The 13,457-nt window shown below is 54.8% G+C and carries 9 protein-coding genes; 8 read left to right on the top strand and 1 reads right to left on the bottom strand.

Features of this window, described 5'->3' with window-relative positions:
• The first annotated feature begins 29 nt into the window (after positions 1 to 29).
• From JAO29_RS01270 to JAO29_RS01245, 7 genes are all read left to right on the top strand, one after another.
• Complete coding sequence (locus tag JAO29_RS01270; RefSeq protein ID WP_334266359.1) at positions 30 to 3,230, top strand: TonB-dependent receptor; 3,201 nt, start codon at positions 30 to 32, stop codon at positions 3,228 to 3,230.
• A gap of 86 nt (positions 3,231 to 3,316) precedes the next feature.
• Entirely contained in the window at positions 3,317 to 5,509 is a 2,193-nt protein-coding gene (locus tag JAO29_RS01265; protein WP_334266358.1) for an alpha-amylase family protein, read from the top strand.
• A 22-nt stretch (positions 5,510 to 5,531) separates the two neighbouring features.
• Positions 5,532 to 5,750, top strand: a complete 219-nt coding sequence (locus tag JAO29_RS23330) for a DUF3311 domain-containing protein (protein ID WP_442886289.1) — start codon at positions 5,532 to 5,534, stop codon at positions 5,748 to 5,750.
• Between the two features lie 17 nt (positions 5,751 to 5,767).
• Complete coding sequence (locus JAO29_RS01260) at positions 5,768 to 7,216, top strand: sodium:solute symporter family protein (protein ID WP_334266357.1); 1,449 nt, start codon at positions 5,768 to 5,770, stop codon at positions 7,214 to 7,216.
• Between the two features lie 519 nt (positions 7,217 to 7,735).
• Complete coding sequence (locus JAO29_RS01255) at positions 7,736 to 8,080, top strand: hypothetical protein (protein ID WP_334266356.1); 345 nt, start codon at positions 7,736 to 7,738, stop codon at positions 8,078 to 8,080.
• Positions 8,081 to 8,186: 106 nt separating this feature from the next.
• Complete coding sequence (locus JAO29_RS01250; RefSeq protein WP_334266355.1) at positions 8,187 to 9,425, top strand: carboxylate--amine ligase; 1,239 nt, start codon at positions 8,187 to 8,189, stop codon at positions 9,423 to 9,425.
• Positions 9,426 to 9,506: 81 nt separating this feature from the next.
• Positions 9,507 to 10,508 (top strand): polysaccharide deacetylase family protein, encoded by a 1,002-nt coding sequence (locus JAO29_RS01245; RefSeq protein ID WP_334266354.1) that lies wholly within the window; start codon positions 9,507 to 9,509, stop codon positions 10,506 to 10,508.
• Positions 10,509 to 10,535: 27 nt separating this feature from the next.
• Here JAO29_RS01245 and JAO29_RS01240 read toward each other — a convergent pair whose 3' ends face one another.
• Entirely contained in the window at positions 10,536 to 11,546 is a 1,011-nt protein-coding gene (locus JAO29_RS01240) for a glycosyltransferase family 2 protein (RefSeq protein WP_334266353.1), read from the bottom strand.
• A 159-nt stretch (positions 11,547 to 11,705) separates the two neighbouring features.
• Here JAO29_RS01240 and JAO29_RS01235 point away from each other — a divergent pair, with 159 nt between their 5' ends.
• Complete coding sequence (locus tag JAO29_RS01235) at positions 11,706 to 13,406, top strand: L-lactate permease (protein ID WP_334266352.1); 1,701 nt, start codon at positions 11,706 to 11,708, stop codon at positions 13,404 to 13,406.
• Positions 13,407 to 13,457: the final 51 nt, after the last annotated feature.

Below are 13,457 nucleotides of genomic sequence, written 5' to 3'. Positions count from 1 at the left end.
CACAGCGTTGTAGAACGAAGGAGGTTGCGATGTGGCGGAAACTGTTTCTGATCTTTGCTGTTCCGGTGCTGGTGCTCGAGATGCCCTCTTCCAACATGTACGCTCAAAGCACGACCGCGTCGCTGCTGGGTATCGTTCGCGACCCCAGCGGTTCCGTAGTCCCGGGCGCTGAAGTGACCGCAACAAACACGCAAACCTCCTTCTCCCGAGCGATGAAGACGGAAGGAGAAGGGAATTATTTGTTCACCAACCTTCCAATCGGGCCATATCAGTTGACAGTCACGATGCAAGGTTTTGAAACCTTCTCTCAACGAGGGATCACGCTGGTAGTGAATCAGAATGCCAGGGTCGATGTGGTGCTGGTGGTAGGATCCACATCTCAAACCGTCCAGGTCGATGCGCAGGCATCGGGTGTGGATACGCATTCGGCCGCTATGGGCGAGTTGGTAAGTCGTGAGCGTATCCAGGAGCTTCCGCTCAATGGGAGAAATGCGCTCACTCTGGCGGCCGTTGTCCCGGGGGTCACGAACATCATCAATCCACCTACGGTTCAGACACAGAGTCGAGGAGGAGCTGGAATTACAGTTGCTGGCGGAAGAGATACACAGAACGAGTTTCGTTTCGATGGAAGTTCCTGGAAGAACATCACGCAGAATACGTCCTTGAACCTGCCCAATCCTGATGCATTGCAGGAGTTCCAGATCTTCACCAGCAGTCCCAGCGCAGAGTACGGACGCAACTCCGGCGGCATCTTCATTGCTGTCACGCGATCAGGAACAAATCAGTTTCACGGAACGGCGTATGACTACTTCCGTAATACGGCTCTGAATGCGCGGAATTACTTCACGCGTTATCCGACGCGGAAACCCTCGCTGATTCAAAACCAGTTCGGCGGCACCTTTGGCGGACCAGTTATTCACGATAAGCTGTTCGTCTTCGGCTCCTACCAAGGCACGCGAATTCGTCAGTCACAGATCCTTTCCCCGGCCTTTATCCCCACAGCGGCCCAACGCAGCGGATTCTTCGGTGCTTCGACGGTTCTGAAAAATCCGATTCACGGTGGCTTCTATCCCGGTGGCCAGGTAAATCCGGCCGACTTCGATCCGGTTGCCATCAACATGATGAATGAGTTTATTCCGAGTACATCGAGCGGTGCTGGAGTCGTGCAACTGGTTTCGAGCCCGACCAATGACAACCAGTATGTAGTACGCGGTGACTACAACCTGAGCGCGAAAGATTTCTTCTTCATCCGATATTTTCGAGACAACGGAACGCTGACCAGTCAGGCTGGAACGATATCGCCGTATGCCCCCAGCGATACAAGTCTGAACCTGCAGAACTGGGCCTCTCAGGCAACTCACACGTTCAGCGCTTCTCTCTTGAATGAATTTCGACTTGGAGTAAGTCGTATCGATTCCAATGTCTCGCAAAAGGACACACGTCAGCTCTCTGACTTCGGCGCCAATTTTCCTGGCGTCGTGACGCCTCAGCTTCCCAATATCAACATCAGCGGCTTCGTAAATCTGAACACGACCGATCTATTCAATGAGCACGACAATATCTATCAACTTGGCGATACGATCCGCTGGACGCGTGGCCGTCATTCCGTCAGCATTGGTGGCGAGATAGAACGGCTGGAGCTATATAACTTTGGCTCTTCAGGGAATAATGGAACGTTCACCTTCGATGGGACTCAAACTGGCAACGCATTCGCTGACTTCCTGATTGGACGTCCTGTTCGTCTGCTCCAGGCAAGTCCGTATCACCGTAATGCGAAGACCTGGGACGGATACATCTTTGGTCAGGACGACTTCCACGTCTCAAATCGACTAACCCTCAATCTGGGTATCCGCTACTCCGTCTTTCAGCCCTTCGGAATTACGGGAAATAGAACGAATACGTTTCGTGCCGGTCAGAAGAGCGTCGTCAATCCAAGTGCTCCCTTGGGTATGGTTTTTCCCGGCGACCCCGGCGTTCAAAATGGCCTGGTACCTACCGACTACAACAATGTGGCTCCTCGCTTGGGGCTTGCGTTCGATCCTCGCGGAGATGGCCGCATGAGTATTCGCGCTGCCTATGGTCTCTTCTTCGAAGACCTCCGCTCCGATATCTTTACGTACGCCGCGGTCAATCAACCATTTGTAATCTCGAACACTGTTAACACTCCACGAAGCCTGCAAGACCCGTACGCGGGAACCGTCAATCCCTTCCCCTATGTTTACTCTCCGACGAACTCGAAATTCACCTTCCCGATGAGTCTGTTTACGGTTCCTACACCGACCTTGAACGCTCCCTACGTACATAACTTCAGTGTTTCGATCCAACAGCAGCTTGCCGGCGGCATGCAGTTGAACATCGGCTATGTCGGAAAGTTGGAACATGGCCTGGTCCGGATGCTGCAGGCCAACCCTGCTGTCTACACGGGTCCATCTTCCACACTGTCAAACACGGACTCTCGACGTGCACTTCTACCCGGCGTCTATGGCAGTGTTCGCCAGGTATGCACCTGCTCGAACGCGACCTATCACTCAATGCAGGCCTCTCTTTCGAGGCGTTACAACAATGGATTGACGTTCATGTTGGCGTATACCTGGGGCAAGCTGCTCGACGTTTATTCAGCGACCAATCTTGGTCAAACTCCGCAGGATCCAGCTAATCCGGGTGGAGATCGAGGCCGATCCGATTTCGATCGGAGACATGTCTTCGCGGGCTCGATCGTGTATCAGATTCCTTTTCCCCAAGAGGCTAATCCCATTTTGCGCTCTGTCTTCTCCAATTGGGGTGTCAACAGCCTGGTTCAGCTATCCAGTGGAAACCCATTCACGGTCGTGACTGGAAGAGATGCATCGCTTACTGGTGTCAACTTCGATCGTCCCAACGTGATCGGCATCCCATATCGTGCGTCTTACCTCAACAAGACGGATAAGATCACCCGTTACTTCAATACTGCCGCCTTCACGGCGAATCTACCTGGAACCTACGGCAATGCCGGCAGAAATATTATTAGTGGCCCCGGTCTCGCCAATGTGAACCTCTCCCTCGTGAGGACATTTCCGATCACTGAACATCTTGGAGCATTGCAGTTCCGGGCGGAGTTCTTCAATGCTCTCAATCATGCCAACTTCGGTCAGCCGGATGGAAATCTCAACAATGCATCCACATCATTCGGCAAGATCACCACGGCGAGTGATCCCCGGATTATGCAGTTCGCTCTGCGATATCAATTTTGACGCCATGCAACTCAGCAGGTGCCTCGTATTTCCCGCTACACAAGCTTTGATTTCCTGATGTTTCTAAAACTGGTTGGAGTGAAGTCATGATGACACGCAGAGATTTTCTACAGACGACAACTGCTGCTGCCGCATTCGCGATGACAGCTCCAGGAGGTGCTGCTCCCCTCATCTCTTCGGATTCAGAGTGGTTTGATCGTCCGATGCGATGGGCGCAGCTAAACCTAACCGAAGACGATCCCGCGAAGATGGATCGCGCGTTCTGGCTGGACTACTTCAAGCGAATCCATGCAGACGGCGCCTGTCTTTCGGCAGGAGGTGTGGTCGCCTTCTACCCGACGAAGATCAAATACCACCATCGCAGCAAATGGCTGGATGGAAACGAAGGCTTTTATGCCGAGATGGTGGATGGCTGTCGCAAGCAGAACATGGCCGTCCTCGCACGTACTGATCCTCATGCGACGTATCAGGATGTTTACGAAGCGCATCCGGATTGGATTTCTGTCGATGCCAATGGCAAAAAACGTCCGCATCCGGATTATCCGGGCATGTGGCTCACCTGCACTCTGGGGCCCTACAACTTTGACTTCATGACCGACGTCACTCGAGAGATCGTCGAGATGTATAACGTCGGCGGAATCTTCTCTAATCGCTGGACCGGTAATGGCATGTGCTACTGCGAACATTGCGTTCGCAACTTTCGCGAGGCGTATCACGAAGATCTGCCGCGCGATCACGATCCCCGAAATCCTGTCTATCGGCATTATCTGATGTGGGAACAGGCCCGGCGCTTCGAACTGTGGAAGCTATGGGATACCGAGATTCGTAAGGTTCGTCCTGACGCTCGTTACATTGCGAACTCCGGCGGTGGTGCTTTGAGTGGTCTCGATATGAAGAAGGTTGGAGAGTTGTCTCCGACTCTCTTCGCCGATCGCCAGTGCCGCGAGCGTGTGATGGTCCCGTGGGCCAACGGAAAGAACGGCAAAGAATATCGTTCAACGCTCGGCAATAAAGCGATTGGTGGCATCTTTAATGTCGGCATCGTCTCACCATATCGATGGCTCAACTCCACCAAAAGTCCGGCTGAGACAAGGATCTGGGTTCAGGACGGGGTGGCGAACGGCCTTCGTCCCTGGTTCAACATGGTCTCCGGCCAGCTCCATGACAGGCGAGGGCTCAAGGTAATTGAGGATCTCTATCTCTGGCACTACAAGAACGAGCGCTACCTGCGGAATGTCGCACCCATCGCTCGGATCGGGATGGTGTACTCCCAGCAGACGGCACAGTTCTATGCCGGTACGGTTGATGCGCATCGTCTCGTTGAGGATCCTCAACTCGGTTTCTATCAGGCTCTCATCGAATCCCGTACTCCATTCGAGATGGTCCATGACCACACGCTGACGCCGGACAATCTCAGCCGGTTTAAAACGCTAATCCTTCCCAACATCGCTGCTCTGTCGGATGAACAGTGTCAGCAGTTGCGCGATTTCGTAAAGCGCGGGGGAGGTATCGTTGCCACTTATGAGACCTCTCTCTGCGACGAGCAGGGTAATCTCCGCAAAGATTTCGGCCTTGCCGATCTGTTTGGGGCTTCCTTTCTGTCAAGGGTGAACACCAAGGCTCCAGTGCAAAACGCCTACCTCTATCCTCAGAAACAAAGTGCTCTGTACGGTACGCTGCTGCGAGGTATGGAAGACGCGGATACGCTGATTGGCGGAACATGGCAGCTCAACATCAAGCCGCACTCCGATCCTGCGGCTCAACCGCTTCTCCGCATTCCAGCCATCGCAAATCTGCCGATGGAAAAAACCTATTGGACGGTCGAGAAGACCGATATGCCCGATGTTTTAATGAATCAGGTGGGAGCCGGTCGCGTCGTCTACTTCCCTTGGGATATCGATCGTGTCTACTGGGATATTATGGCTCACGATCATCAGCGGCTGCTTTTGAATGCTATCGAGTGGGCTACCGACGAGCCTTCTCCCCTCCGCGTGAAAGGTCAGGGCCTGTTCGATTCGACCGCGTGGCTGCAGAAGAACTCTATGACGGTACACCTGGTAAATCTCACTAATCCAATGGCGATGCGTCCGCAGATGCACGAGCTCATTGCTTCTCCTCCACAGTCTGTAGAAGTACAGATTCCTAAAGGCAAACGAGTTGCTGGCGTCCATGCCTTGGTGAAGGTAGGGGCAGTGCCGCACACTGTGTCCGGTAGCACGCTTCAGTTCCATATCTCATCTGTGTTGGACTACGAAGTGATCGCCATCGACTTCGCATAACATTAGGTTTATCAGACCGACTATGAGACGACCCTCCATCTTTTCCGTGGCGATAGGCATTGTGCCATTTGCTGGTATGTGCCTGTCCGTGTCGTTGTGGGATCGAATCACACCCACAGTGTTTGGCCTGCCGTTCAATCTGTTCTGGCTTGTTCTGTGGATTGTCCTGAGCAGTGGATGCATGGCTCTGGCTAATCTGATTGAAAAATCCAGGCGCAAGGATGGGGGAACGACCCTATGACGCCTGCTGGAATTGCCATGAGCATCATCTTTGCCATCGTTTTCATTGGCAGCGCCGTCGGCTTCCGCGCGGGAGCCGGACGTAAGATGAATCTCGAAGAGTGGTCTATTGCGAGCCGAAGCTTTGGGCTGCTGTTCATGTGGCTGCTGATGGCCGGAGAGATCTACACCACCTTTGCTTTCCTCGGAGCCAGCGGGTGGGCCTATTCTCGCGGCGGCCCCGCGCTGTACATTATGGCGTATATCACCCTGGGCTATGTGGTCTCGTTTTACATCCTGCCTTACATCTGGGAGCTTGGCCGTCGCCATGGCTTGCAAACACAGTCCGACTTCTTCGAGAAGCGTTACCAGAGCAAAGGTCTGGCGCTCCTTGTTTCTCTTGTTGGCGTCCTGTTTGTCATTCCCTACCTGCAGATCCAGCTGACCGGTCTCGGCATCATTGTGCAGGTCGCAAGCTTCGACCAGATCCCGCGGAACGCCTCCATGCTGATCGCTGTCTCCATCGTCGCCATGTTCGTTTCCTTTGGAGGCATGCGGTCGGTGGCATGGGTGAGCGTAATCAAGGATCTCCTGATGATCCTCGCAGCTCTCTCCATCGGAATCTACGTTCCTATTCATTACTTCGGTGGTTTTAGTCCACTGTTCCGCCAACTGGTCGTAAGCCATCCCACGCACCTGCTGATGCCGGGCGCTACAAAAACCATGGGCCACACATGGTTTGTCTCGACAGTACTTCTTAGCGCATGTGGCTTCTACATGTGGCCCCATACCTTCGGTGCAGCATTTACTGCCAAGAGCGGTGACATTCTCCGCCGGAATGCCATCGTCACTCCGCTCTACACGTTGAGCCTTGTGTTCATCCTGATCGCTGGATTCGCCGCGTTGCTCATCGTCCCCGGTTTGTCCAATGGCGATATGTCTCTGCTGATGCTCGCGCGTAAGACCTTTCCCGCCTGGTTTCTGGGTGTGATTGGCGGAGCAGGTGCGCTTACAGCAATGGTGCCGGCTGCGATCATACTTCTGACAGCCTCCACTCTCTTTGCCAAGAACGTCTTCCGTCCGCTTGTCGCGCCTCAGATGTCTGAGGATAAGGTTGCACGACTGGCAAAGGTGACAGTCCTTGCGCTGGCACTCGTCAGCTTTGGTCTTGCGCTGCGTAGTTCGACCACGTTGGTCGCCCTCTTGTTGCTCGGGTATGCAGGTGTTACGCAGTTCTTCCCGGGGGTGGTGTTCGGCCTCTTCTGGCCACGGGTAACAAGTATCGCCGTGACAAGTGGGCTCCTGACTGGCCTCGTCGTTGTCGCGGCACTGATGCTGACCCATCGTGATCCCTTTCACGGGATCAACGCTGGTTTTGTCGCTCTCGTATTGAACTTCGTAGTAACAGTGCTGGTGAGCTTTGTCTCTCCTGCACGCCAGAATCCCTTTGCCCTGATGGAGGAGGAAGAAGGGGCGACAGCGATTTGATGAGCCTTGCCATTTAGTTCCCGGATTCAGTTCTTGACGGGCGTTAGATCCACCTCGAAGAAGTGGATTGGAGTTGTTGCGTCCTCAAGCGTGACTTCAAGCGACTGCAGCGCTCCCGGATCTGCTTTATTTTGCCGAGCACAAGACTTGCCAGCTGCCGCTCCCCTGATGTGGCATTAACAGGGACAGATAGAACCGTAGAGCCATAGTGCACGACAAAACGAACATACCATCGGTTCTGCGTGGCGGTGACTGCAGCAGCATCCCTCTGCGCCGCGGCACCCATCTGCAGCGGCTCATTCGCTCGTTGAGGATGGAAGAACGACGGGTCAATCCCGGAAATTCTAGACTGGTCACTATTCCGTAAGCAAAATGTTTATTTCTCAAATGAAATAAAACAATTTATCGAGTCGATACAGCCCTCGAAGACGGTCGGCTATTACGACAGGATTAGAATGAGCGAAGCCAGCAAGGAGCCCTGCTCGCTACCTGAGCCCGGTGGAGGAGAAGTCGATCCTGATGAAAACGTCAGCCGTTGGTTACCTCAGTGGAAGTTTTGTAGCGTTCCTGAGCCTGGCCTCTGTTCTCGGACTGGCGGCTGCAGCGCAACAAAGCGCTCCGGGAAGCAGCAATGCAGCAGACCCGACGGCAGCAACCACTTCTTCAAAACCGATTCTCACACCCGAAGAGAAGAAGAAGGCAGACTTGCGCGCGGATACAGAAAAGCTCTATCGGCTTACGCAGGAACTGAAGGTTGAGGTCGCGAAGAGCAACAAGGACACCCTCTCAGTAGGAGTAGTCAAGAAGGCACAGGAGATTGAGCGTCTGGCGAAGAGTATCAAAGAGCGATCCCGGAATCCTTGAGGGCAGAGCTTCCTTACTGCTCTGCTTCTATAGTCGGGTATGCTGTTGATGCGGTATCAAGGTTTACAAATGAAGCTGGGGCGTCTCTCCAGGAGGCATTTAAGGCGTGACATCTTCTTCCGCTCAGGGCGGCTGGCCGCCAGTGGTCGTTGCCAGTGTCTTTCAGACTGGGCTAAATCTCATGCGCGATCTTCTCCGTCGCGGTGTTCGTACTGTCGGTGTGGACTGCGATAGCAGTCACGAAGGCTTCCATTCGTCGTACGGCAAGTCCTATCTCTGTCCGAATCCCGACACTCACCCGGCAGAGTGGGTCGAATTCATGATTGATCTGGCGCATAAGCTCGGAGCGAAGCCGGTCATTATCCCTGCCGCAGATATCTTCGTCTCTGCACTTGGAAAGCATGCCGAAGCGCTCAAGGAGTTCTACACCTTCTCCCAGGAATCGATTGCCGTTCAGGCGGCGCTGGCGACGAAGGAGCAGCAATATGCCGTCGCTGCGAAATACGGGCTTCCAATTCCTCGGACAGCCTACATCCAATCGCGAGCCGACTTGGAGCGCTTTGTCTCCGAGGCGCGTTTCCCATGCCTGGTAAAACCCAGGCATCAACGGGAGTGGGATGTTCTTCCGGAAGGAAATCCTCTTCGTGGGCTCAAGCTATTCACTGCCGACACCCAGCAGGAATTGCTGGCGAACTACTCGCACACCGAGGCGCTTCGTCCTGAGGTTGTGGCGCAGGAGATTATTGCCGGCGGCGACGACGCGAAGTACTGCTATCTGTCTGTATATGGAGCGGGGAGCCGGCGTCTGGGCCATACCGTTGTCCATGAGCTGCGGGCGCATCCCGTGCTCTTTGGCAGCGGCTCCATGGTTGAACCTGTTATCGATCCTGAGATCTCCGCGCTTTGCGATAAGTTTCTGCGGGGCGTCGGTTATGTAGGCATCTGCGAGATCGAAGTGAAGCGTGATACCCGTGACGGCGTTGTTCGCCTTATTGAAGCTAATCCGCGGTATAGCGTGACGGCTGACGCTTCAGTCTATGCAGGCGTAGATATTGGATGGCTGCATTATCTGGATCTGATCGGTCAGCCTGTCGAGCCTGTAGAAGCGACACGCTTCAACTATCGGCATGTCGTCCTTCGGCGCGATATACCTGCAATACCCCGGTATGTAGAGCAGGGCATCCTTACCTGGGGTCAGGTTCGAGATACCTACCGGGGCGAACTCGCCTTCTTCGACTTCGATCGTCATGATTGGAAGCCTACAGCAGCTACGTTGAAGGGCTGCATGCGTGTCGCGGGCGGCACTCTGCTACGGTCACTTGGGCTGAGGAGAAAACTCTCCTGAAAATTGGCGAGAGCATGACCTCCATCCGAGAAAAGACATCTCAAAGGGAGTTACCAAAATTCATGGGAGAGCAGCGACCGAATGTCTAAAAAAGGATTCGCCGCAAGCGTGCTGAAAAACTCAGGTGCGCTGGGCCTGTTTGAGATGCTGCGATCGAAACCAGGAATTCTGATCGTCAACCACCATCGTGTCGGAGATGCAGCAACGACTCGATTTGATCGCGATGTCTTTAGCGCCTCCGCCGAAGCCTTCGATATGCAGCTGAAGTACTTCAAACGCTTCTTTCCTATCGTCGCAGGAGAAGAGCTGGAATCCCTTGTCTCCGGAAGAACACCCCTCAAACGGACCTATATATCAGTCACGTTCGACGATGGATACATCAACGACTATCTGGTCTCCTTTCCGATCCTGAAGGCGAACGGCTGCAGCGGAACCTTCTTTCTCGTTCCGGAGTACGTCGGAACCTCTACGGTCCCCTGGTGGGACGAGATTGCTTATCTTGTCCGCAACTCGTCGAAGGCTGAACTGGTCTTCGAGACGCCGGTTCCCACAACGATCCGGCTTGACGGAGACCGCGAAGAGGCGATTCGCAAAGTGCTTCGTCACTACAAGCGCCCAGATAATCACGATAGCGAGCGCCTCATGAATGAGTTGCGGGAGCAGGCAGGATGCACCGTTCCGGCCACTGGACGGCGCTTCATCGATTGGAAGGAAGCTCGAGAGATGAAAGCTGCGGGGATGGCGATCGGGTCGCACACCCAGACGCACGGCATTCTTGGGCAGATGCCGCCGGAGAGACAGACCTGGGAGCTCACCGAATCAAGGAAAAATATCGAGGCGGGGATCGGAGCACCGGTCCAGACCCTCGCGTATCCGGTTGGCATTCGCGGCGCCTTCGACGACAAGACGGAGACGATTGCCCAGTCCCTCGGATACAAGATGTGCTTTTCTTTCTACGGAGGAATCAACAATCCGGATCATATGCAGCCGATGAACCTGTTGAGAATGGCCACCAACCGCGATCCTCTTTTATTTCGTGCAGAGACTGTTCTTCTGTCCCGCTTCGGTAAGCTTCCGTACTAAGACTACTCAGAAGAACTCGGCGAAACCTCACAAAGACTCGGCCGGTCGCGGCTGCAATGCCTTGCGATGGCTATAGAACGCCACAAGAGCTGCGGGGATCGCCGGCATTTTGACGCCGCGATGATAAGGGCCTCCGCGATTCATCCAGCCGTCCCATAGTCCGGCCAGGATCGCGTGCGCACTCTCAGGTCTGCTTCGAAGACGATTGTGATGGCGCAGGAAACCGTTGAAGCTGTACCAGGTCTGCCGCATGCTTCTGCTCAATCCCAGGTGTTTCCTCCAGAAACGGCTCTCATTCCGAGCCGTGTAATACCAGTAGTGCGGCTTGATCTCGAACGGTTTCGTGTTTCTGTTCTTCTCCAGGTGGTGTACGACAGAATTCCGATCAACCACGTTACGAAAACCCGCTTGCGTGCTGCGGACTGAGTAGTCAATATCTTCGAAGTACGCGAAGAACCGTGTGTCCAGTACTCCGATGCGCCTAATGAGCTCGGCTCGAACCAGCATTGCTGTACCAATCACAAGCCCACAGTCCGGATAGCGAGCGTTCCATTCTTCGGCCACAGCCGGATCATGGGTCTCGTTATAGAGACGCTCCTTCATAGAAACCACTCCGCCTGCAAACGTCAACCTGTCCTCGTTCAGGGCGGCGATCTGTGGCGTCACCAATCCGATAGTAGAGTCTGTCTCAGCCAGCGCAACAATGGACGAGAGTGTGCCGGGATCGACGACGGCATCGTTGTTCAGAAGCCACACATACTGGGCCCCTAGCTCCAGTGCCCGTCTCATTCCCAGATTGCATCCTCCGGTGTAGCCCGTATTGATCGGAGAAAGGATGAGCTCGACCCCCTTTTCCGTCAGCGGACGGAGGCGAGCCACGGAGTCGTCACGCGAGCCGTTATCGACAACAAGGATGCTGAAATTCGAGTAATCCATCGCCTGCACGGAGGCAACCGCCGCCGCTGTTTCGTCAGCACTCTCCCAGTTGAGCAGTACGACCACAACTCGGGGTGCGCTCTCGTGAGAACGGTTCTGCAACAATGTTGAGTTCTCCATCTTGTCTCGGTGAGATGCTGAAGGGATCGCCTCCGGTGCACTCTAATGACTATTAGACACGCATTCAGTTGTTTACAGCTGTCTGATGGCTAGACCATACTGGTCGTCACTCTTTTTAGTGGGGAGCACGTCCCGAATCTTATGTCCATTCAAGCCTTCACTTCTGGCACAGCACTGGTGTGCATCCTTACTGAACCATTGGCTAGATGGACGCAAAGCTATGATCCTGCTCACCATTGGCTTCTATCCGCGGTATGGGCGGCGGTGCCCCTGTGTGTTTTGCTGCTGACCATGGGGGTGTTTCGTATCAAAGGGCACTTGGCGGCACTGGCAGGTTTATTCACCGCATTTTTGATCGCGGTCGGCATGTTTCACCTGCCGATCAAGATGAGCCTGCTCGCGACGGGATATGGAGCGGCATACGGACTCTTTCCAATCGCCTGGATCGTCTTTCCCGTCCTGTTCCTTTACCAGCTTACCCACCGTTCGGGAAGTTTCACCCTTCTGCAACAGAGCCTCGTTGGTGTCACCCAGGATAGTCGGCTGCAGCTGTTGCTTATCGCATTCGCTTTTGGAGCTTTTTTTGAGGGGTCGGCGGGTTTCGGAACTCCCGTCGCGATATGTGCGACCATCCTGATCGGTCTCGGCTTCCCACCCCTGCAGGCCGCAGGACTGTCACTGCTGGCAAACACTGCGCCAGTTGCGTTTGGTGGCTTAGGGATCCCCATGGTCGCTCTTCACGGGATCACCGGTCTGGACACCCTGCTGCTGTCGCGGGTAGCCGCTCGCATGATCGCGCCCTTCTGCATTCTTGTTCCGTTCTGGCTTATCTGCGCCTATGCCGGCTGGGCAGCGATGCTTGAGATATGGCCCGCCATTCTGGTTGCGGGCGGAGTCTACAGCCTGACGCTTCTGCTGGTTGCAACCCTGCATGGTCCGTGGCTGGTTGACATCTTCTCCTCCAGCTTTACCATCATTGCCCTTCTCGTTCTTTTGCGTGTCTGGAAGCCGAGGCGTTCTCTCAGTCCAACGCTGCAGGTCATCTCCCCAACTGCGCGAACGTCGATTAAACGGCAGGATGGATTTCTGCGGCAGGCAATTATGCCGTGGGCTATCCTCTCCCTCTTCATCGTCCTGTGGGGACTTCCGAAATGGTCCCAATGGCTGGATTCCGTCAGCAGCATCCGTATTCCAGTCACCGGGTTGCACCAGGTAGTCTGGCGCATGCCACCTGCGGTTCCCGCGCCGGTGGCCGAATCTGCGGTGTTCAATTTCAACTGGCTTTCGGCCACCGGAACCGGAATCTTCATCGCCGCCATCGTCGCGGGCTTTGCCATGGGAATTCGTCCGTCGGTGATTGTGCGTACGTGTGGTGAGACCTTCGTTTCCATGCGCTTCACCTTCATCACCATCGCTGCTCTCATGGCGCTCGGCTTCGTGACCCGCTATGCCGGAATGGACGCCACACTGGGCCTGGCGTTCGCGCGAACAGGCCATCTCTACCCCTTCTTTGGGACCCTCATCGGCTGGATTGGCACTGCGTCAACTGGATCGGACACCTCGTCGAATGTCCTATTCGGCAGCCTGCAGAAGCTGACAGCCCAGCAACTCGGCATCTCAGCCTACCTGATGGCTGCCGCTAACTCCGCCGGGGGAGTAATGGGTAAGATGATCGCTCCTCAGAGCATTGTTGTCGCGACGACTGCGACCGATCACTATGGAAAAGAGGGAACGCTGCTGCGTTTTGTGATTCTTCACAGTCTGGCGCTTGCTTGCCTGGCAGGTTTGCTGGTTCTGCTCTATACCTCAGTGCCAGCCATCACAAACCTGGTGCTGCGCTGAGCTCTGAATCAGCGTGATAGCAGGAGCGACCCGCAGTGAAGTGACGCCAGC

This window comes from Edaphobacter sp. HDX4 (assembly GCF_036877565.1).
Lineage (GTDB): Bacteria > Acidobacteriota > Terriglobia > Terriglobales > Acidobacteriaceae > Edaphobacter.
This window is presented reverse-complemented; position numbering and strand designations above follow the sequence as displayed.

Bases quoted from the DNA above. Each gene is read 5' to 3' on its own strand.
- JAO29_RS01255 (WP_334266356.1), top strand. From the start codon at position 7,736: ATGAAAACGTCAGCCGTTGGTTACCTCAGTGGAAGTTTTGTAGCGTTC.
- JAO29_RS01260 (WP_334266357.1), top strand. From the start codon at position 5,768: ATGAGCATCATCTTTGCCATCGTTTTCATTGGCAGCGCCGTCGGCTTC.
- JAO29_RS01235 (WP_334266352.1), top strand. From the start codon at position 11,706: ATGTCCATTCAAGCCTTCACTTCTGGCACAGCACTGGTGTGCATCCTT.
- JAO29_RS01265 (WP_334266358.1), top strand. From the start codon at position 3,317: ATGATGACACGCAGAGATTTTCTACAGACGACAACTGCTGCTGCCGCA.
- JAO29_RS01245 (WP_334266354.1), top strand. From the start codon at position 9,507: ATGTCTAAAAAAGGATTCGCCGCAAGCGTGCTGAAAAACTCAGGTGCG.
- JAO29_RS01270 (WP_334266359.1), top strand. From the start codon at position 30: ATGTGGCGGAAACTGTTTCTGATCTTTGCTGTTCCGGTGCTGGTGCTC.
- JAO29_RS23330 (WP_442886289.1), top strand. From the start codon at position 5,532: ATGAGACGACCCTCCATCTTTTCCGTGGCGATAGGCATTGTGCCATTT.